This is a genomic window from Rufibacter sp. JT20002 (assembly GCF_056491185.1).
In genome coordinates this window covers 1,032,372-1,053,600 of record NZ_JBSZJY010000002.1, presented here as the reverse complement: position 1 = coordinate 1,053,600, position 21,229 = coordinate 1,032,372, and the positions used below count along the sequence as shown (strand labels likewise).

The following is a 21,229-nucleotide window of genomic DNA, read 5'->3' as shown; positions in this document are numbered from 1 at the left end:
TGTTCTGGAGGAAGGAGTGGTCATCCTCCCGCTTGCCTGTCGCCTTGTACAGCGCATCCACGAGCGCCTCAAAATAGGGAAAATAAGGTATGCACAAGCCGGTCGGATTTGCCTCACTTTTCAGAAAATGGATCTCAATCGCTTTCGAGGCCTCGCTTTGCCTGATCAGGCGGTAGGTGTCTAAGTTGAATTTCTGGGGCGCACCGTCCTGAAAAGTAGATCATTTCCGATTTTATCGATGATTTCCCCTTGTCCTTTATTCCAGTTCAAACGTGATGGTAACATCCCTTGATCCCAATGCAGCCGCAAGCCCTGCCGGATCATTGACGCGGCCCAGCCTGGTATAGCTGTAGGAGGTAGGGAAAGTTTTGTAGAAAAGCACCAGGGTTCTGGAGCCGTAAAGCATCAGGTCGCCGTTCTTGATGGTGCCAGGATTGGCCGCGTTGGTCGGCAGACCGGCAGAGAAATCGTAGTACTTCTCGTTGCTGTTCAGGTCGCGCATGTTGATGGTCAGCGGCAGCAAGGCCTTAAAGGCGGTTGCCGAAGCATTATCATACAGTGTGGCCGTGAAGGTACTGGTACCAAATCTTATCTTCATCTTACTGCCTGTTGGATTAAGGGTGTCGTTTCCGTTCGTGTTTCCTGCTTCAGGAATGTTGGTCTCTGAAGGATCTTCATCGCAGGAAGCAAAACCTGCGGAAAGGAATAGAAGGGAAAAAATAATAATCAGTGATAACTTCATTGCATTTTTAGATTAAAAGCCTCTTTAATAATTGATGCTGTATTGTCAACGCTGCTACCTGTGGCATATAGCTGATCATTCATCTACCCGCCTGTGAGGTGTATCCCTGGTCAGCCCCTGTATGGCTTAGTGTATCCTTTCATCAGAATGGGAGAGACTATCAGACTGCTTAGTATTCCACCCGAGCCTGTTGCAGCGCATCATAGCGATCACCCACCACACCTATTTTCTCTATTTTGCCTTCAATCTCCTTTACCTCAGCTGCGGTTAATACGAAGTCTGCAGCTCGTAAATCTTCCTCCAAATGCGAGAGCTTGGTGGTGCCAGGCAAGGGAACGATAAAAGGGTATTTTGAGAGCATCCAGCTAAGGCATATTTGAGAGGAGGTCATGCCTCTTGTTTTGCCGAATTCATTCAACGCCTCGACAATCCGGATGTTTGATCGTAATGCCTCCGGTTGGAATCGCGGCCATGCACCCCTAATGTCATTGGTTTTCAAATCAGAGTATTCTGTCAAGTTGCCACCCAACAAACCGCGGCATAGCGGACTATAGGCGACAAACCCTATCTCAAGTTCCTGCAACGTGGAAAAGATGAAATTTTCGGGCAGCCGGGTCATAAAAGAATACTCGCTTTGCACTGCCGTAACAGGGCAGACGGCATGGGCTTTTCTGATGGTTTCCGCTTTTGCTTCACTAAGGCCAAAGTGCAGAACCTTTCCGGCTTTTATAAGTTCCTTTACGGCACCTGCCACATCCTCAATGGGCACGTTGGGATCAACCCGATGCTGATAGAGCAGGTCAATACGGTCAGTTTTGAGGCGCTTGAGTGATTGGTCCACAACCTTAAGGATTTGCTCCGGCCTACTGTTCAAGCCACTTTTACCCTCAATATCAAAACCAAACTTAGTGGAGATGGCAACTTTGTTGCGGATGGGTGCAAGTGCTTCTCCTACTAATTCTTCGTTCACATAGGGGCCATAAACCTCGGCGGTATCGAAAAAGTTGCAGCCACGTTCCGCAGCATCCCTGATTAGTTTGACCATGGTCTTATGGTCGGGATGGGTTCCGCGACCTGTGTGCATCCCCATGCAGCCCAACTGAATGGCCGACACTTCAAGCGGATTCTTCTTTGAGCCTAACGTCCGTTTCTTGGTCAGGATGGTACCAAAGCCTTTTTTCTTCTCCATTTCCCGAGAGGCAGTGGCAAAACTATTGACGGGTCCCGCGGCTAGTGCGCCTATTCCTAACAAGGTTGCGGCCTTCAGGAAGTCTCTCCGTATGGACGCATCTGGGTTTTTAATACCTGACTGATCACCTTTATTCTTTTCCATCGCTTTTAACATTTCGTGAAACACCTAAGCTTTGCCGATCACCCTATACACGGCACGGCTAATTGATCCTTTTTCAGAAGTTTATTTCAAACTGCCGTATTCTTCATCCGAGACAGGATGCAACCACTGCACGATGCCTTTTTCGGTGTTCGGGATGATGTACATCTGCTGCATGCCCTTTTCTGGGCTAGCCCCGTGCCAATGGGTCACATTGGGCGGACATTTCACCACATCTCCCTTTTTAAGGGTTTGCCGGGGTTGGCCCTTTATCTGGTGGAATCCCTCCCCGTCGGTAATGACCAGGATCTGACCGGCCGGATGGGTGTGCCAATTGCTTCTGGCGCCTGGTTCAAAATAAACGTTTCCCACTAAGGTGTTGTAGGTGCTGTCACTAGCTACCAGGCTGGTGGCCCAGGCTTTGCCGGTAAAGTTTTCCGCCGGTCCTGCCTCACCTTTAGGGAAGATGGCTTGGGTTTCATCGTTTCCTGTATTTTCTGGAGCCTGGTTATTGCAGCTAACGGTGAAAAGTGCTGCCAAAGCAAAGGCCACTACAGGCGCTGCTGATCCAATTTTGGTTCGAGTCATATTTTTACGGTTTGAGATGCATCGGCCTGTATATGGCATTTGGCTTGGCTAAATAGTTCAGTGACTTCTAATCGGCTCAGGCCTACCTTTGATACAGGCCTGCTACTGGCTTACAGTTCCTGGGCAGTTGGCCGGAAAAGTATCTCATTGATGTCTACATCTGCTGGTTGGCTGATGGCAAAGGCAACCAGCCGGGCAAACGCATCGGGGGTAACCCCAACCTGACCTACGTAGCTTTGGTTTGCCTCTTTGATGTCAGTTTCGCTGATGTGCTCGAGAAGCTCCGTCTTCACGGCGCCTGGGGAGATGATGGTGGTGCGGATGTTGTAAGGCTTCACCTCCTGCCGCAGCCCCTCAGACAAGGCACGCACGCCAAACTTAGTTGCTGAGTAAACCGCGGAGCCATGAAAAACCAAGTGGCCGGCCACCGAAGAGACATTGATGATATGGCCGGACTTCTGCTCCTTCATGTGGGGAAGCGCGGCAGCGATGCCGTAGAGTACCCCTTTCAGGTTGACATCTATCATTTGGTCCCATTCCTCCACATTCAGGCGCTCCAGCGGTGAGAGCGGCATGATGCCTGCGTTATTGAGAACCACGTCCACCCGGCCAAACTGCTCCACGGCCGCATCCACTAGGTTTTGCACCTGCTCGCGCTTGGTGACGTCAGTGGTTATGGCAATGGCCTTGCCGCCATTCCCGTTGATTTCCTCAGCCAAGGCTTCTATCCGCTCACCACGCCGGGCCCCGAGTGCCACGGCTGCACCCATTGCGGCAAGGTGACGGGCTGTTTCCTGGCCCAAGCCACTGCTTGCTCCTGTGATCACGATTACTTTTCCTTCGATATTATTCATGATTTTAGATTGGTTTATGTTAGTAATATGGTCATATCAGATGTGGCCACTTGCGTTTTGGGTTCAGTTTGGTTAATTCGGCTGCAAAACGCTTCCTGGCTGAAAGCTCTTCCTGAAGAAGGTTTCCAGCTTTTCAAATGGTATCTTATCTAGCCTGTCGTACAGGTCAACGTGGTCTGCCTTTGGTACAATCACCAACTCCTTAGGCCCCGGTGCCATTTTATAGACATCCTCAGAATAGTAGCGTGAGTGGGCATTCTCCCCCGCAATTAGCATGATGGGGCGGGGGGAGATCATCTCAATGTTCGCGGCCATCGGGAAGCTGAAGAAGGACATGGGGGTGGTAGCGGTCCAGGCGGTGGTGGAGTTGATGGACCTAGGGTGGAAACCGCGTTTTGTGCGGTAATAATCAAAAAACGATGCTAAAACAGGATCTGGATTCTTTGGCAGCGTTTCCGGAAGCACCCGAGTACCTTTTACAATGTTGCCGTTTTCGTCAAACGGGACTTCGTGCAGGCCTAATGCATAATTTTTGCTCTCGGCATCGGCCCACCGCTGCTGGCTCAGGTACTCAATCACCTTCTTGCGCTGCTCCGGAGTATAGCTGTCTTTGTGGCTGCGGCTCATGCTGCGCGACATGTCATACATCGAGGCCGTGGCAATGGCTTTGATCCGGCTGTCGCTGGTGGCGGCAGTAAGGGCCATTCCGCTCAATCCACAGATGCCCACCACCCCAATACGGTCACGGTCAACGGAGGGTAGCAAGCCGATATAATCCACGGCTGCGCTGAAGTCCTCCGTGAAAATATCAGGGGAGGCCACGTTCCGCACCTCCCCGCCGCTTTCGCCGGTGAAGGAAGGGTCGAATGCTAAGGTCACAAATCCCCTGGCCGCCAACTCGTTTGCGTACAGCCCCGAAGATTGCTCCTTCACCGCCCCAAACGGGCCACTCAAAATCAGGGCTGGAAGTTTCTGATTGGCGAAACCTTTTGGCGTATACAAATCACCTGTAACGGTGACCCCATAACGGTTCTTGAAGGTTACTTCCTTACGGGTAACCTTGTCGTTTAATTGAAAGGTATACTGGTCTTGTTGAGATGTTTCTTTCATGGCTTTTGATTGGCCTGTTTTCACTTTCTGGTTTGTCTGTGCCGTTGCCTGTCCTAACCCTAGAAGGAAGGCAATAGCTATAAGAGATATGCTTTTCATCTTTTTACACAATTAAGTTTTGCTTCACCGTGGGGGAGAAACTAGTTATCCATCAATGGATTTGATGATTTTGGCAGGTATACCACCTACAATGGTGTTGGCCGGAACATCTTTTGAAACAACGGCGCCCGCCGCCACAATGGCGTTTTCTCCGATGGTGACGCCGGGCAAGATGGTGGCAGCCGCGCCTATCCAAGCATTCCGTTTTATGAGGATGGGCTTGCAGGTAAGGGCTCTCCGGTCTGCTGGATTTGCAGGGTGGTTTTCAGTGATGAGGTTTACTTTAGGGCCCAGCAACACATGGTCTTCCAGTGTGATGCCACCCATGTCCAGGAAGGAGCAGGCATGATTGATGAAGACGTTTTTACCAATCTTGGTAAACCGTCCGAAATTGGTGTGGAAGGGCGCGAAGACGGTGGTACTCTCGTCTATCGGGGTACCTATAATTTCGCTTAGCCGCTCCCGTATCTGGCCCACATTGGTGGAGGCGTTGAGGCCAGCAGATAAGCCTGTTGTTCGGGTGACTATTTCCTGTATTTTATGGTATTGCGGGTCATCCAGCCGGATCGGCTCCCCGGCTTTCATCCTGTCAAAGATGTTTCTGTCACTTTGAACCAGGACAACTTGTTCTTCCAACTTTTCCATTCCCTTCGCCTTTTATTTACCATGCAAAGGTACTCCGGTCATTACCCTAGGGGGTAAAGGAAATCAAACCGATACTTATGAAATTCAAACCTCTTGGGTGCGCAGGGCCTTGGGGTTGGTGCCGGTCATGCGCTTAAAATAGTTGTTGAAATAGGAGGGGTACTCGAAGCCCAGGGCGTAGGCGATGTCAGCGATGTTCCAGTCGGTGTGCTGCAGCAGGGCCTTGGCTTCACTGATGATGCGCTCCGCAATATGGGCGGACGTGGGTTTGCCGGTCACTTCCTTCACGGCGCGGTTCAGGTAATTGGCGTGCACGTTCAGGTTGGTGGCGTAGTCCTGCGCCGTTTTCAGCAGCAGCGGCCGGCCTACGGTTTCAATGGGGAATTGGCGCTCCAGAAGTTCCAGGAACACGGAGGTGAGGCGGGACAAAGCATTCTTGGGTTGGTCTATATTTTCTGAAGGCTGTAGTTTGAGGGCTTCATGGATAATGAGGTGAATGTAGTTACGAATGAGGTCGTCCTTATGGGCGTACTCCGTCCGTTGCTCCTCTATCATTCTCTGAAAGAGGGTGTTGAGGAACAGCCTCTGCTCTTCGGTAATCTTTAGCACCGGGGTGCCACCGATTTTGAACAGAGGGGATAGTTGTAAGCTATCTGAGCGGTCTGACTGCTTCAGGAAATCCTCTGAGAAAAGGATGGTATACCCAACGTAGCTGGTGGAGATGGTTTCCCAGGAATACGGGATATGCGGGTTCCCGAAAAACAGAACGGTACCTTCCTGCTCAAAGCTCCGGTCGGCGTAGTGGATGGCGCTCTTGCCGGTGGTCAGGCAGATCTTATAAAAGTCCTTCCGGCTGTAGATGCGGGTGGCATTGCCATCGCTTTCTATCTGGAACACATTGAATCCCTTTAGCTTGAGATCCTTGTTGAAATCGGAGATAGAACGCTCTATTTTGTTTGGCATAACGGAAACTAAGGAAAACAATTTAATAAGACCAATCTGAGCAAGAGAAGCAGTTACCCCATTAAGACCTTAAACCTGTTCTTTGCGCTCATAACCCAATGGGAAATCTTGCCCCATTTTAAGCGGCACTGCAGGTTCTGGAGGCAAGGCAGCAGGCCTTCACGTGATGCGCGAATAAATGGTTAAGGAGAGGATTTAAGATTCACGCCTTACTTCCATCATACTATATAATGCAGCACAAAGGTAACCCTTGCCTTTGATGCGCGGAAATAAGAATCAAACCAAAAATTATGAATCTCAAACTCTTTGCGACTTCTAAGTAAAAAGCAGTTTGCAATAAAGCGCTTTATTGAATAAACGGTAACTCCGCTCAACCAGTTCAAGGATGCTATAAGCTCTTATTTTTTTACCATAGGTAGTGCAATCTCCAATTCATAGAATATTGAAGGGAAGTAAAAACTGTGGCGTATAATTGGGATTGGTTTAAGCCCTTTTTGAACGATTTGGGCCTGACTAGATCAGTTGTATCTCTAAAGTACTATTTGTTTTTCTATGAACAGATAAGCTTTAGCATTGTTTAGGAAGAAACAGCCTTAAAACAGATTGGCCCCGCAGTAAACTACTGCGGGGCCGGTCTGTTTCGATACTTTGTTAAGATCTAGATAAGCCCACTAAGCTTTGCTCTTGCAGCTTCCATAGACTGGCGCATGATTTCCATTTCCTGCTGCGCAACCTCCTGTCTAATCAGGCTTTTCTGCAGTCTTTTATTCATATCCTCAAGTTCTCTTTCTTTAGCTGCCAAGGTTAGTTCTTGCCGCTCAAGGTTTTTCTGTAGATTTTGGTTAAGGTCTTCTATCTCTTTGGTTTTAGCCGCCCAAGCCGCTTCCAGTGCTAATTTTTCTTCTTGCCTTTTCGCAATTTTAGCCTGGATTTTATCTGCCTGCCGCGCCATCCGCTCCGCCTCCTCTTTGGAGTAAATCACTACATCTTCGGCATACTCTACCTCTGACTGGATGTCCTCTAAGTAAACGTGGCGGGCAAATTGCTTTAGTAGTCCAGCGCTGCGATCCCATTCTTTAGGGGTAGCCTCTTGGCTTAGGCTTTTGCCGCCTACTTCAAGTGACCACCACAACTGAGTGCTGTCTTGGCTGCCTTCCACTTTGGAGATAATATCAATCGGGTTGCTGCTGACGGTATCCAGCTCGCCCCCCTTCACGGTGTAGATTCCCTTTGGGGCCTTTGCTTTGGCGAACAGCCAGAAGGAGGTACCATTCACCGGGCCGCCAGACTGTTCTTTCAGGTAGGATTTCCAGGAACGCTCCACTACCTCACGGTCTAACTTTAAGGTGAGGCGCTGCCCCTTACGAGTAAGACCGTTTACGACCATCTCGGCTTCCTCTATACGTGGTCCTTGAGCCATGGCGGGAACTCCAATGCCTAAGAATCCCATGAATAATGCTATTGAAACTAATTGAGTAGAAGTTTTTACCATACTTATAAACTTTTCTTAGTGGTTGTATTCAAATCTAGCATTTTTATTTACATATAAACTACTTATGAGTAAGGTTTTGAACTTGTTTTTTGACATATACCAATAATATGGGGCTAAATGTATCTACGATGCCTGCAAAGATTTCCTAGCTGTTAGAGCTATCCCTGATGCATGAATTTTCACTTTCAGCAACACAAAAGTTATTACAGCTCTTCTGTGGAAGGGAAAGTAGTTGGTGGATACCCTTTGAAATCCCTTTGCTTATGTGTTCTGGGGATCAAGGTTTTAATTTACAGGTTGAAGAGAGAGTAAGGCGAGGCTCACTTAATCATTCAAATTTTGATATTCAATTGAAATCCCCCAAGGTTAACTGTACTTGTGCAAACAGTCTACGATAGTTAAGAAAGGCAACCCCAGTTTTACCTGTAAAACCAATACCTGAAAAGAATAACTTACTCTGGGTTTAAAATTTTTGAGGAGACAATTCCTTTTAACCGGCCTTAGAAAAGGCCACTTGTTAATATCATATGAGTATCGGCTAAAATAGGCTTATAGAAACACTCAGATACTTGATAGTTTTAGAAATGATTTTTAGCTAACGGTTGCTTAATAGAACATGCTGATTTGTAGTGGTTTAATTCTTTGCTTTTGAAGGCTATAAAGTTGAAAACTCTACTTGATGTAAACCGACAAAAGCAATATAGCTTAAGGCGAGAAGTAAAGTCTAAACGGATATTTCAACACACTTCAAATCCATCTCTTTATACCCTAGTACTAGTTTTAAAAATGGGCCATTATATGAAAATGTACAAAGCATTCTTACATGTCATCCTGTTTGTCTCTGTTTTCACCCAAGGCGTTCATACCGCACAGGCACAAAGCGGAGACCAGATACTGGATGGAATTGGTGAAACGGGAATGATTGCCCGTTATGTGTTCAACGGAGACCTGAAGGACTGGTCCCGAAATACTCTGCATGCTAAATCGCAAGCCTCGAAACCCACCTTTGTTAATGACAATAAGTTTGGTAAGGTTTTGTCGCTTACGGGAGAAAACAATTCCTATATCACACTTCCAGGGGATGCCTTAACAGATTTAGAATCGATCAGTATTTCAGGATGGGTCTTCCTGCGGTTAAAACAACCCGGCCAACGATTCTTTGATTTTGGGAGGGATGCTGCCAGGCATTTTTTTGCGGCACCAGTTGGTACAAAAGCTCAGGAAGGTTTCCAGGCGTTGATCACAGCGGAAAAAGGAAGTATCAAAGGAGCTATTTCACCAGCTGTTGAAGTGAACAAGTGGGTCCATCTGGCCATAGTGGTGGATGTTCCATCTAAATCTTTGATTACCTATGTAGATGGAAAACGCGCGGCCGAAAGCAAGGAAATTCCTCGGGAGTTGTCAGAGGTATTCGGGCAGCAACCACAGCTTAACATCGGAAAATCGCTCTTGCCAGGAGATCCTAATCTGAACGCCCTTCTGCACGATTTTCGTATTTACCGGGTTCCGTTGACAGGTAGACAAGTCTCCGTTATTTATTCTAATGCCCTGAAAGCCAAAGGCGTTAATGAAGGAATGGTAAATACAACGGGTAAGCGGGTGGAGGATGATCTTCCTCGGTTTACTCCAAACCAGCCACAGCTTTATAGTGCTTTTTTAGTAAACGTATCTGATGTGGAAGTGGAAACAGAGGTAGGGAATTTGCCTCGATTACCAAGCCACCTATCAGGAACCTACAAAAATGAACTGCAAGGCAAAGGCCCCAAAGTACGGGTGGTGTGGCCAGCTGATACCGACAATAGCGCTGTTCTGAAACCCGGCCGCTACACCATCACAGGGCGGGTGACCGGAACTGCTTTTCAGCCAAAGGCATTTGTCACGGTAAAAGCCCCTACAAAAGTAACAAAGCCCGATTCTAAGCTTGCCGCATTTGAATTGGGAAAGGTTACGTTGAAAACCGATGCGCGAGGCCAGCAAACCCAATTCACCCAAAACCGTGATAAATTCATCAACACCTTAGTGAAAACAGACCCGAATTCCTTTCTCTATATGTTTCGCCATGCCTTCGGCCAGAAGCAACCCGAAGGAGCGAAGCCCTTGGGTGTTTGGGACAGCCAAGACACCAAATTAAGAGGGCACGCCACCGGTCACTATCTCACGGCCATTGCGCAAGCGTATGCTGGCACCGGGTATGACAAGGCACTTCAGGCCAATTTTTCTCAGAAAATGGAGGAGATGGTGAACACCCTCTACGATCTATCTCTGTTATCCGGTACCCCTAAAGCTGAAGGAGGTCTACAAGTGTCTGATCCGGCATCGGTGCCGCATGGTCCCGGGAAATCAACGTATGACTCAGATCTTAGTGACGAGGGCATCCGGACAGATTACTGGAACTGGGGAGTGGGATACATCAGCGCGTATCCTCCAGATCAGTTTATTATGCTGGAAAAGGGAGCCAAGTACGGGGGGCAGAAAAACCAGGTATGGGCACCGTATTATACTTTGCACAAAATCCTGGCCGGGCTGATGGATGTGTATGAGGTGAGCGGCAATAAAAAAGCCCTGGCTACCGCTTCGGGCATGGGGGATTGGGTATATGCCCGCTTAAGCAAGGTACCTACCGATACCCTAATCAAGATGTGGAATACCTACATTGCCGGGGAGTTTGGTGGCATGAATGAGGCCATGGCCCGGATGTACCGGATTACCGGTAAACAGAACCACTTGAAAACCGCGCAGTTGTTTGACAATATTAGGGTGTTCTTCGGCGACACGGCACATTCGCATGGCTTGGCTAAAAACGTGGATTTGTTCCGCGGCTTGCATGCTAACCAGCATATCCCCCAAGTGGTAGGGAGCATTGAAACCTACCGCGCCACCAACAATCCGGAGTATTACCAAATAGCCGACAACTTCTGGTATAAGATGGTCAATGATTATATGTACAGCATTGGTGGGGTGGCCGGGGCCCGAAATCCCAACAACGCGGAGTGTTTTGTGGCTCAGCCGGGAACCCTGTATGAGAACGGCTTCGCGGCCGGGGGGCAGAACGAAACTTGTGCCACCTACAATATGCTCAAATTGACCAGTGACCTGTTTCTTTTTGATCAGAAAGGAGAGTACATGGACTACTATGAGCGTGCGTTGTACAACCATATTCTGGCTTCCGTAGCTGAGGACAGTCCTGCCAATACCTACCATGTACCGCTTAGGCCAGGGTCTACGAAGCAGTTTGGCAACCCTAACATGACAGGTTTTACCTGCTGCAACGGTACCGCCATAGAGAGCAGTACCAAACTCCAAAACTCCATCTACTTTAAGAGTAAGGACAATCAGGCGCTTTACGTCAACTTATTCGTGCCCTCCACTCTGGAATGGACCGAACGCAAGGTAAGGGTAGAGCAGACCACCACTTTCCCGAAGGAAGACCAAACCCGGCTGACCATAAAGGGGAACGGGAAATTTGATGTCAATGTGCGGGTGCCAGGATGGGCTACTAAAGGCTTTTTTGTGAAGGTTAATGGCAAAGAGCAAAAGCTGGAAGTAAAGCCGGGAAGTTACCTGACCATAAGCCGTAAATGGAAAGATGGAGATGTGATTGACTTAAAGATGCCCTTCCAATTTCACCTGGACCCGGTGATGGACCAGCAGAACATAGCCAGTCTCTTCTACGGGCCGGTTTTGCTCGCTGCCCAAGAGCCCGAGGCAAGAAAAGAATGGCGTAAAGTGACCCTGGATGCCGAGGATTTAAGCAAGTCCATCAAAGGAGATCCTCAACAACTACAGTTCACGATTGATGGGGTGGTGTATAAACCATTTTATGAATCGTACGGGCGACATTCTGTTTACCTGGATGTTGAACTAAAATAGGCTTAGACTCAAAAACAACAAGGGGGCATCACTTTACGAGTGATGCCCCCTTGTTGTTAGTAGCCGTTTAGGAGTAGAATGTAGTACAGATTTCAGGTCTTTTCCGGATTTCCTGTTTAAAGCAGCTTGTATGGGAGTTGTTTCTTCAGTTAAATCAGCAAAAGAGGTGCCTTATTTTGCTAACTTTTTCTTTACCAATTCAGATTCCTCAGGCGTGTTCACGTTCAGGAGGGCATCTGGGTGCGGTGGTTTCAGCAGGTGAATTGCACTATTAATAAGGACCTTTCTGGGACAGGTATACCCTTGAGAGAGGAAGGAAAGCAAAGCAGGGTAGCTCTTCGGCTCCCAAATGGTGATCAGAGGTTCTGGGAAACCATCGTGAGGGCTTTCAAAGGCCGTGGCTAAAGCGGATACGGTCCTGTTCTCCACCAAATGCCGCAGAGTAGGAGTATCTACTAAGGGAAGGTCACAGGCCACTACTAGCCAGGCCGCATCAGGCTGCTCCCGGAAGGCAGATAGGATAGCACCGAAAGGACCTAAGCCGGTGAAGGTGTCTGGTAAGGACCGGTAACCTTCTTCTAAGGTGGTTTGCTGCTCTGCACGGCAAGAGATAAACACCTCTTTGCACCAATCCCCCAACAGATCGGCGGCATGGTACCGCTGCTCTTTTCCGTGCCAATCAATGGCTCCTTTGTCATGCCCCATGCGCAGGCTTTGTCCACCTGCCAACACCAAACCGTTCAGAACCGGGGTTGCGTTTTGGAGCTGTTTTCGGAAAAAGGCTGATATTTCATCTGTTTGGTTTATCCGCAAAACGGGTATTTCCTGCCAGTGAGGAATTGCCTCCTGCACAAAATCAAATACAGCCTCATTGATACCCTCCAAAATAATCAGCTCCACATTGGTGAGTTGGTTTACCCGTTTCTGCAGGGAGGCTTTTTTGTTTTCATCAATAATGAGTACCTGTGCCTTTGCCTGTTGGTGGTTTCCGTTCACCAGCACCGCATCTGTGTTTGAGAACAACTGCTTGAATTGGAAGTGAGTAATTGGTTCTCGGGAATGAAACTGATGGTAGGTGATCTGATCGGTGTACTCCAGGTGAGCACCCATTCCTAATCTGCCAGGCAGTGCTTGGTCATCCTGTGCATTAGCATGGTGGGCATCTACGTAGCCGAGCTTGAAATCAGGTGATAAAGCCTTGATGATGGTGTCGGCTAAAGCTTTGATGTTGCCGCAGGTGGTGCCCAAAAAAGCCCATTCCAACCTACCAAAATTGCCGTAAGCTGGCCGGGTGATAGCGCTGTGTTTTTGGTGTTCCTTCAAAATCTATTCCCTTCCGTTTCTTTTAAATAAATGGTAGCCAGGTTGGCGCAAGCCTTCAAAAACTTTAAAAGCTTATCAAACCGGCTCAAGTTAAGAATAGGATAAGTTCTATTCTTCTACAACTACACAAAATAGTTGAAGACGGTGATTTCTGACCGTGCCCAGAACCGAACCGAAATGGAGGAGGTGCCGAACCCTTTAGACACATACAGGTACGGTGCCTGTTCATTATACCAGCCGTTTACGTAGTCTCCTGATTTATCAGGAAGCACAGGTACGTACCCCGGGAGCCTTACCTGACCTCCGTGGTTATGCCCTGCAAAGATATACCCTATGTTCAACCTCTGTTCGGGTGGTCTTTCCTCGTTTATTTTTTCTATTTCCAATTTGGTTTCTTCCTGCTGCAAAGGACTGTGCAGGAGCAGGAGGTGGTGTTCTTCGTGGCCTACTTTTTCAACGGCACCTCTCAGGTTCGCTTTGCCTTCGATAAAATCATCTAGGCCGGTAATCATGATTCTGGTGCCTTCAAAAGAATACGCTTTGGATTCGTTTACCAGAAAATCAACTTGGTGTTTAGATAGCACCTGCTTCAGTTCAGAGAGGCTTGGGGCTGCTTTATGGTCATGGTTGCCGGGAATGATTACCTTTTTAATCTTAGGATTCAGCCGGGCAAAGAATTGATCTACGGGTTTTAGGTTGCCTGTCGCATCTAAGGTGTCGCCGGTAATCAGAAGCAGGTGCGGCTTTAGTTTATTTAGTTTACGGGCCAGTTTGCGGTAGTGCGGGAACAACTGCTGTTTTAAATGTAGATCCGTTAAATGGACCAGCTTCAGGCTCTTGCCAGTTTTTCCGGCACCTATGTCAAAGGAATTGATGGCGAAGAAATACTTTTCCAGAACCAAGGCATCTAGGAGTACCGCAGCCGCAATCCCCGTCATGGCTCCAAACGTCCATTTGATGTGCTTACTATTCATGAAGAGCTTTAAAAATCAGTTCGTATTCTCCAAACGGCTAATCAAAACGACAGTTGCTTGCCTGGTAGTTTCCCTTTGAGAACCAGGTTCTCGTTTTAAGCTTATTCTTCCAAAAACCGGCTGTAAAGGGGCAACATATATCCTAAACCTATGTGCCAATTTTTTTCCTTAGGAAGATTGATTCAATAGTAAACCGTCTCAAGAAAAGGAGGGTCTTCTCTAAATAATAAGCCTACCCATAAGTCCGAACATTTAGGAGGTAATGCCGTTCCTATAGTGGCTGGTTTAGCCGCAAGATATTATCCCCCAATGTGTTTCACTTTTAAAAGCCTGCCAGGTAGTTCCCTTAAATAACCCAAGGACTTTCATCTTTTTAAATAGTAGAAACAGAAATTTAACCTAATAGATATGGCAAAAGAGAAAAGAGCGGGCATTCCCAATTCTAAGGTGACTAGGGTCATCCCGAAGGGAAAATTGTTGATTATTGGGGGAAAGGAAGACAAAGGAGGGAAGACATCAAGGGATAAAGAAACGCAGAACCTTAACTTTATTGATGAGCAAATTCTTAAGCGGTTTGTGCAGGAACTGAAAGGAGAGAACCCCTTGATTGTGATCATTCCTACTGCCTCAATGTTGCCTGAGGAATCGGCTCAAGACTATGTAGAGGTTTTTAGCCGTCTGGGAATCAGTAATATCCAAGTGGCGGATGTCCGTACTCGTTTAGACGCCAACAAGCCTGAGTATGTGGAGTTAATCAAAAATGCGGCAGGCATCATGTTTACAGGGGGCGACCAACTCAGACTTACGGCAATTTTTGGAGGTTCCGAAATGCTGGTGGCCATGAAAGAATCTTACGCCCTGAGAGAAATTATTGTGGCCGGAACCAGCGCAGGCGCGGCAGCCATGTCAACCCCAATGATTTATGAAGGAGCCTCTGACGGAGGAATCATCAAGGGGGATGTTCGGGTGACTACGGGGCTGGAGTTTCTCAAGAACGTAGCCATTGACACGCACTTTCTGGCCAGAGGACGCATTGTGCGCCTCACCCAAGCCATTTGCACCAACCCCGAGTGTATTGGTATTGGCTTAGAAGAAGATACTGCGGTTCTGGTTACCCAAGGTGGCCACCTGGAAGTAGTAGGCAGCGGCCTGATTACCGTGGTAGACGGAATGGGCATGACCGAAACCAACATTTACGAAGTAGGAAACGGGGAGCCTTTCACCGCACGTGGTCTACGGGTACACTTGATGGGCGACAAAGAAGAGTACGATGTTCCATCGTACAGCAGGTTCCAGCTTCAATAAACAACACCTCGGTTTGGGGCTAGTTATTTAAAAACGAGCCCCAAACCGAGGTGTTGTTTATTCTTGCTATATGCCAAAGGGGAACAAATCCGGGGCTTTATGGCCGTCAGGACTCAAGTGCAGTGGGTGTAGCGCTTTGGTTTTGTCAAGGTACAGAAAAGCATCATACCTGGCCGATAACTTAGTGGGCACATAGTTGCCCCATTCTCTTTCGGGGCGGTACACTACGCCAATGGCTCGGTGGCCCATCCAACCTCGGAAGTATTCTTTTAAAGCGGGTTCCCGGTCAAAGATAAGCAACTTGTTTTCTGGGGAGGCCTGGTGCAGGATTTTCTCCACGCTTTTCTCTATGGGAGGGGGCACCCGCATTTCCTGCATGGGCGCATCCCACGTGCGGCCGGCGATTACGGTTCCTTCATAAGACCCAAAACCCACCAAAACCACTTCTTCGGGTTTGTGTTGCTCCCGTACCAATTGGCCCACGTTTATTTCGCCTTGTTCTGCCATGTCGGTGGCACGGGCATCGCCTATGTGGGTGTTGTGCTCCCAAACAATGACCTTTGCCTCGGGCCCGTGGTAATTCATCAGGGTATTCAGGGCCTCCACCATGTGCCGGTCACGTACGTTCCAGGAGTTATCGCTGAAGGAAGACATGGATCGGTAATACTTCTCCCCATTAGCGGCCACCAGTGCATTTACCTCGGCATTTAAGCCAGCTTCGGGCGCGTGGTCATACTGGGCAGCGTTCTGCCTCACCTCCAAGAGCAACTGCAGCACCGCCTCACGGCAACCGGGTTTCATGGAGCTCAGGGCCGTGGCATAGGATTCTTCCTCTCCATAAGGTTCAAAGCAGTCAATGGCTCGTTTGGCGTATGCGGCCGCTTCTGGGTCTTCCTTTTCCAGGTACTCTACAATAATCTTCATGGAGTCCCACATGCTGTAGACATCTAACCCGTAGAAACCAATCCGCTTCTCCTCGGGTAAGTTGCTGTTAAAGGTGCGAAGCCATTGGGCCAGGGCAGCGATCTCCCAATTGGCCCACATCCAGGTAGGCCACCGGTTAAATTGCCGAAGCACGTCTTCAATGGAATCGCTGGTACCTGGGTAGGCTTTTACCCATCTGTTAATCTCAAAGCAGTCAGGCCAATCACCTTCCACCGCAATAAAGGAAAAACCTTTCTCCTGAATGAGCCGCCTGGTGATCTCTGCCCGCCAGGTGTAGTACTCGTGGGTGCCGTGCGAGGCTTCCCCAAGCAGAACGTATTTGGCATCGCCAATCCGCTCCAGTAAAGGGTCCAGGTTTTGGGCGTTCTGGAGGGGAAGGCAATAGTTTGCCAGGGCTGAGGTGGATTTGGAGGTGGTTTCAGGCATAGACGTTCGAATGAGGGTTTAACGCTAAAAAACTCCTTTAGAACGCGACAGAAAAGGACAAGTTTGCCTCGGGGTACCGGTAGCCTAAAAACGGGTAGATGTACTTAAGTAGAAAAGGAAGAATCTAATGAATCCATTTTTGCAAAGAAGAGAAAGTATTATATAACCTTCCTCTTTTGAGCTTATTTTCTGCAAACAGGCGCTAAACAGAATCTTGCTTAGAGAAGCCAAAATGAAGCGTTGCCTTCAAAGCCAATAAATGAGCTAATCTGATAATTGCCCACGTAATTGCCCACGCAGAAGCACTCTCCACCTCTCTGTCCTTCTTGGACCTTTGAAAACAGGTTCAACTTAGAAGAGGGAAATTGAGTTAAAAAGGTTGAGTTTTAACTCCTTTTTTTAACCCTGTAAAATCTCAATAGGATCTTCGGTATCCATTGGGCCTAATGAGCAACCAAAGGACTAAGCCGAGAGGCCAGGGAACAAAGGCTACTATGATAGCGATCAATATTCCCGATTTTCCTCTTCGCTCAGCGTCTCGGTATGCCCAGATGATGCTCCAGAGGTACAGCACCAAACCTATCAGCCCTAAGATGATTCCTATAAGTCCTAATCCTAAGAAAATTTCAGCTCCTTGTTCCATGCTTTTCTTTGTTTATTTACTTCTACCTATGTATTGGTTAACGATTTAGTTTTCAATACGTTTAGAGGAGAAAGCACAAAAAAGAAGGGAAATTATTAAAGCAAATTCAATGGAAAACAGATAGGCTAAACTTTCTGTTGAGTATGGTTTATACACATAGGTTTTTGATTTTTAATTAATTACAAATTGGTCTATGTGCTGCTTAGTGACAAAATCAGCCTCTTCTTTTAAGGCTTTTTCTTGTGAAGAATCGCTTTGCCACCAGAGGGAAAAGTACCTAGAAGAAGAGAAGAGCTTTGATGTTTCCTGAAGAAAAAAGTTTTAAAATAACTCTTAATCCTGTTTGAAGAATAATAAAATACAAGCTATGACAAACGTATCCATTTACCGCGCAAACGCCATTGTGCTTTTCGGGATTCTATTGGTTGTTGCTTTGTATTATGGAAAAGTCTTTTTCATTCCGCTGGCTTTTGCCATCATCTTTTCTATGCTCATGACGCCGGTGAGCCGCTGGTTTGAGGCCCGAGGGGTTGGGCGGATACCAGCCACTTTGCTATGCATTCTTATTATCCTGCTGTTTATCGCTGGCATTTCCCTGGTGATCTCGCTTCAGGCCGTCAGTTTCTCAAATGACTTGCCCCAGATCCAGAGCAAACTGCAACAGACCATTAGCCAGGTGCAGCAATGGATACAGCAGCAGTACGGGGTAGCCCCTCAGGAACAGATTACCTTTGTGCAGGAGCAGGTGGCTAAGTTCTCCCAGTCGGCTAACAAGTTCCTGACCACGGCGGTGAAGGGAGCCATGGGCATCATCACCTCCTTTGCTCTGGTGATTCTGTATCTTTTCTTTTTGATGTGGAAGCGGGAGAAGTACGAGGCCTTTTTCCTGAAGATTTTCTCAGGGGACGAGAAACCGGTGACTAAAGAAACCCTGCAGCAGATCACCAAAGTGGCGGCACAGTACCTGGTGGGGAGGCTGATTTCTATGTTGTTCCTGGCCATATGCTACGCCATCGGGTTCTCCATCATCGGCATAAAGAACGCGTTGCTCATCAGCCTGATCGCTGTGCTGCCTACCATTATTCCATACGTGGGCTCCATCATTGGGGGCATATTCCCCATCCTGATGGCGTTTGTGAGTGGCTCCACCGGCATGGTAATCCCGGTGGTTTGTGTGATAGTGGCGGCTCAGGTCATTGACAATAACTTGGTTGAGCCGATTGTGATGGGAAGTAGCCTCAACATCAGCCCTATCATGACCATCTTTGCCATTGTGCTGGGCGAGTTAATTTGGGGAATCCCCGGCATGATCTTGTTTGAACCACTGTTCGCCATCATCCGGATCGTCTGCGACCACATCCCCAAACTACACCCTTATGGGTTCCTGCTGGAGGATGACGTGGAAGAGCCCGAGTGGATTGAGAAAATCAAACACGTATTTTCTAAAGGCTGATAGAACCGGGCAGGGCTTAATTGATCTGTTTCTGAAGTGGGATCAACCTTTGCTCTAAGGTACTCCTTTACTTTTGAAGCAGGATTTTTCCTGCCACAAACCTAAGAGCGGTTTTATTTTAAAGTCAAAAGACTAAAAGGGCTTCAAATTATAATTCTAATCTTACACCAGTAACTCACCCAAGAGTTGCTCAATGGATTCCTTTTCCAGTGGTTTGATCAGGTATCCATCCGTTTTTAGGTTTCGGGCCTTTTCTCTATCAATGGTGTTCTGGGACGAAGTAAGAACCACCACCACAGGCTTGATCGGGAAGGAGAGTCCGCACATGGCCTCAATCATCTTGAATCCGTTCATCACGGGCATCTTCAAGTCCACCAGAATGAGCTCAGGGAAATTTTCAACAGGGCCTTTGCTGGCCTCCTTCATGTACATGAATCCTTCTAATCCGTTATTAGCGGTTGAGATGTTTTCAGCCACTCCTAATCTTCCTAGCATTTTCTTTGCTAAAAACAAGGCAGTGTCGTCATCATCTACCACAAGCACATTTTTGATTTTTCTCACTTGAATACTCCCTGGTGTTATTGTACGGGTATGTACGGTTACTTATGTGAACAAACCACACATACCCTAGAAGCAACGCTATGGTTACGAAAAATTAGGAATAACTTCATAAAAATATATCACTTAGCATATGCTTCACTTTATTGAAAGCCCAAAGTAACACCTGTAATATAAAGTTAGATGAAAGTAGAGTTTTGGGCTCCTTTTCTTAAAACAAGCAAAAAGAATCGTTTGTCAGAAAAGTTGATGCTATTTGAAAGAGATGTAGTTCGTCTAGGAGTTAGTGGAGGGACAAAAAGAAGCCTGCCGGTGACAAGCCGGCAGGCAAACAGACAAACAACAAAAAAACTGAAACAAAACTAACTTCCGCATGGGGGGCTACGGAAGACAACTAAAAGTCTTAATACCGTATTCCAGGATGACCGGTAAGAGAATCAAATTCAAAAGTGCCTAAGAAGAACCCGTCTAACACAAAACCTTCGGACAAGGAAGATTTTGAAAATTCAATCAGGTGATTGGTAGAGGTAGAAGAAAAATTTTCTAAATTACCAGACATGGTTTGGGCAGTTTGTCCGCCTGGCTTCTTAGTAGCCATTGCATTCACCTTCAGGTGAAATTGCTTTTTGGAAGCATTAATCAAACTCAAACCAGATGCGTTCATTTCCTTTTGCGCTTTATTATGATACAATAATACAAGGCTGTATGCTGTAGAAATAGGAAAGTATCTTGGTTTTAATAACTATGTTTATTATAAGAATAAATTGTTTTTATAAAGGTATTTGCAAGCAAAAAGGCCATTAAGAAGAGATTAGGTTATCTTCTTGATGGCCTTTTTGCTTGTTTAAACCCCTATTTGGTAACAGATTCAGGCTTATGGAGGATGGATAGTTTATGGCCTACTACCTGGAGGCTGAAAATACTTAGGAGTAATATGCCTGCGGGGAAGACTAATAACCACCAAGCCTCAACTGAGAACCTCGCCATTGCCAGCATTTTTCCCCAAGAAGGGACATCTGGAGGTATCCCAATTCCCAGGTAAGCCAACGTAGAGCCTACTCCCAACAAACCAGAGGAAGCAAAACAGAAATTTGTTAAGATAGGTCGTTTCAAAGAAGGCAACAGATAATGGGTAAATACCTTTCTTATTGGAATGCCTAAGGCCTGGGTAGTTTCATAGTAAGCACCTTTCTTCATTTGCAGAACACCCGCCCTAGCAATTCGGGCCGGAAGTACCCAATAGGTGGCACAAATCCAGCCCATCAAGGTGTAAATAGAAAAAGGCGTAAAAGCAGTTAAGATTAGTAAAAGAAGAAGTTTTGGTAAAGAAGACCAGATATTGATAATTCTTTGCAGGCCTGCATCTACTGGTACCGCAATTTTTCCGGAGGTTGGAAGGGCCGAAGTGCTATGGTTCTTACTTAAAAGATAATACAAGATCAGAAGGCCAAGTCCATAGTAAATACCTGTTGCGGTCAGGCTATTCTGAAAAGGAGGCCAATAATGCATGACCGGGTAAATGGCCATGTAGCCGAGAAGCAAAAAGATTACTAAAGTGAATTTGCCGGTTGAAATTTTGAATCCTCCGTTCCCAAGGAGGGAAGCACCGGTGCCTAACAGAACGCCCACACATGACGCGACCACCAACGGCGGAATGGCTAACAACCAAGCGGTACGGCATCCCAGGAATAAGTAAAACAGCACATCCCTGCCAAGTTGGTCTGTGCCAAACAGGTGCTCTGACGAAGTGAAAGGAGGGAGATAGGCTTGTTCAGGGGTAGCAATTACTTGAACTCCCTGAGCCACCATGATCTGAGCAACCAAGGCGGACCCCGTGAAAAAGATCAACCATCCAATGGACACCTTTTCTGCAAAAGAAAACGGCTGTTTCGTATTTGACTTCCCCATC

General features: G+C 47.3%; 19 protein-coding genes. 4 read left to right on the top strand and 15 right to left on the bottom strand.

Annotated elements, in window-relative coordinates; all coding sequences use genetic code 11:
• Positions 1-256 precede the first annotated feature (256 nt).
• From ACW9SV_RS13925 to ACW9SV_RS13890, 8 genes are all read right to left on the bottom strand, one after another.
• Complete coding sequence (locus ACW9SV_RS13925) at positions 257-742, bottom strand: cyclophilin-like fold protein (protein ID WP_479557374.1); 486 nt, start codon at positions 740-742, stop codon at positions 257-259.
• 169 nt (positions 743-911) lie between these two features.
• Positions 912-2,075 (bottom strand): aldo/keto reductase, encoded by a 1,164-nt coding sequence (locus ACW9SV_RS13920; protein ID WP_479557373.1) that lies wholly within the window; start codon positions 2,073-2,075, stop codon positions 912-914.
• An 81-nt stretch (positions 2,076-2,156) separates the two neighbouring features.
• Positions 2,157-2,660 (bottom strand): cupin domain-containing protein, encoded by a 504-nt coding sequence (locus ACW9SV_RS13915; protein WP_479557372.1) that lies wholly within the window; start codon positions 2,658-2,660, stop codon positions 2,157-2,159.
• A gap of 110 nt (positions 2,661-2,770) precedes the next feature.
• Positions 2,771-3,514: an SDR family oxidoreductase gene (locus ACW9SV_RS13910; RefSeq protein ID WP_479557371.1), complete on the bottom strand. Its 744-nt coding sequence runs from the start codon at positions 3,512-3,514 to the stop codon at positions 2,771-2,773.
• Positions 3,515-3,586: 72 nt separating this feature from the next.
• The gene (locus ACW9SV_RS13905) at positions 3,587-4,624 is read right to left on the bottom strand and encodes an alpha/beta hydrolase (protein WP_479557370.1); all 1,038 of its coding nucleotides are present in this window, start codon (positions 4,622-4,624) and stop codon (positions 3,587-3,589) included.
• Between the two features lie 144 nt (positions 4,625-4,768).
• Positions 4,769-5,368, bottom strand: coding sequence for a DapH/DapD/GlmU-related protein (locus ACW9SV_RS13900; RefSeq protein ID WP_479557369.1), 600 nt, complete (start codon positions 5,366-5,368; stop codon positions 4,769-4,771).
• Between the two features lie 84 nt (positions 5,369-5,452).
• Positions 5,453-6,331 (bottom strand): helix-turn-helix domain-containing protein, encoded by an 879-nt coding sequence (locus tag ACW9SV_RS13895; protein WP_479557368.1) that lies wholly within the window; start codon positions 6,329-6,331, stop codon positions 5,453-5,455.
• Between the two features lie 658 nt (positions 6,332-6,989).
• The gene (locus ACW9SV_RS13890; protein WP_479557367.1) at positions 6,990-7,781 is read right to left on the bottom strand and encodes a hypothetical protein; all 792 of its coding nucleotides are present in this window, start codon (positions 7,779-7,781) and stop codon (positions 6,990-6,992) included.
• A gap of 840 nt (positions 7,782-8,621) precedes the next feature.
• On the opposite strand from ACW9SV_RS13890, the gene ACW9SV_RS13885 reads away from it, so the two are divergent.
• Entirely contained in the window at positions 8,622-11,693 is a 3,072-nt protein-coding gene (locus ACW9SV_RS13885) for a beta-L-arabinofuranosidase domain-containing protein (protein WP_479557366.1), read from the top strand.
• A 171-nt stretch (positions 11,694-11,864) separates the two neighbouring features.
• Here the strand turns inward: ACW9SV_RS13885 and ACW9SV_RS13880 are convergent, their stop codons facing one another.
• Together ACW9SV_RS13880 and ACW9SV_RS13875 are read right to left on the bottom strand one after the other, a co-directional pair.
• Positions 11,865-13,016 (bottom strand): NTP transferase domain-containing protein, encoded by a 1,152-nt coding sequence (locus ACW9SV_RS13880; protein ID WP_479557365.1) that lies wholly within the window; start codon positions 13,014-13,016, stop codon positions 11,865-11,867.
• A 122-nt stretch (positions 13,017-13,138) separates the two neighbouring features.
• The gene (locus ACW9SV_RS13875) at positions 13,139-13,990 is read right to left on the bottom strand and encodes a metallophosphoesterase (protein WP_479557364.1); all 852 of its coding nucleotides are present in this window, start codon (positions 13,988-13,990) and stop codon (positions 13,139-13,141) included.
• Between the two features lie 408 nt (positions 13,991-14,398).
• On the opposite strand from ACW9SV_RS13875, the gene ACW9SV_RS13870 reads away from it, so the two are divergent.
• A complete protein-coding gene (locus ACW9SV_RS13870; protein ID WP_479557363.1) occupies positions 14,399-15,295 on the top strand; it encodes a cyanophycinase in 897 nt (298 codons plus the stop codon).
• A 66-nt stretch (positions 15,296-15,361) separates the two neighbouring features.
• Here the strand turns inward: ACW9SV_RS13870 and ACW9SV_RS13865 are convergent, their stop codons facing one another.
• Both ACW9SV_RS13865 and ACW9SV_RS13860 read right to left on the bottom strand, forming a co-directional pair.
• Complete coding sequence (locus ACW9SV_RS13865) at positions 15,362-16,666, bottom strand: erythromycin esterase family protein (RefSeq protein WP_479557362.1); 1,305 nt, start codon at positions 16,664-16,666, stop codon at positions 15,362-15,364.
• Between the two features lie 415 nt (positions 16,667-17,081).
• Positions 17,082-17,309 (bottom strand): hypothetical protein, encoded by a 228-nt coding sequence (locus tag ACW9SV_RS13860; RefSeq protein ID WP_479557361.1) that lies wholly within the window; start codon positions 17,307-17,309, stop codon positions 17,082-17,084.
• Positions 17,310-17,676: 367 nt separating this feature from the next.
• Between ACW9SV_RS13860 and ACW9SV_RS13855 the strand changes: the two genes are divergently transcribed.
• Positions 17,677-18,762, top strand: coding sequence for an AI-2E family transporter (locus ACW9SV_RS13855; protein ID WP_479557360.1), 1,086 nt, complete (start codon positions 17,677-17,679; stop codon positions 18,760-18,762).
• 162 nt (positions 18,763-18,924) lie between these two features.
• Here the strand turns inward: ACW9SV_RS13855 and ACW9SV_RS13850 are convergent, their stop codons facing one another.
• Positions 18,925-19,323, bottom strand: coding sequence for a response regulator (locus tag ACW9SV_RS13850; RefSeq protein ID WP_479557359.1), 399 nt, complete (start codon positions 19,321-19,323; stop codon positions 18,925-18,927).
• Positions 19,324-19,503: 180 nt separating this feature from the next.
• Between ACW9SV_RS13850 and ACW9SV_RS13845 the strand changes: the two genes are divergently transcribed.
• Positions 19,504-19,686, top strand: coding sequence for a hypothetical protein (locus ACW9SV_RS13845; protein WP_479557358.1), 183 nt, complete (start codon positions 19,504-19,506; stop codon positions 19,684-19,686).
• A 37-nt stretch (positions 19,687-19,723) separates the two neighbouring features.
• Here ACW9SV_RS13845 and ACW9SV_RS13840 read toward each other — a convergent pair whose 3' ends face one another.
• Entirely contained in the window at positions 19,724-19,984 is a 261-nt protein-coding gene (locus tag ACW9SV_RS13840; protein ID WP_479557357.1) for a hypothetical protein, read from the bottom strand.
• A gap of 188 nt (positions 19,985-20,172) precedes the next feature.
• Complete coding sequence (locus ACW9SV_RS13835; protein WP_479557356.1) at positions 20,173-21,228, bottom strand: ABC transporter permease; 1,056 nt, start codon at positions 21,226-21,228, stop codon at positions 20,173-20,175.
• Position 21,229: the final 1 nt, after the last annotated feature.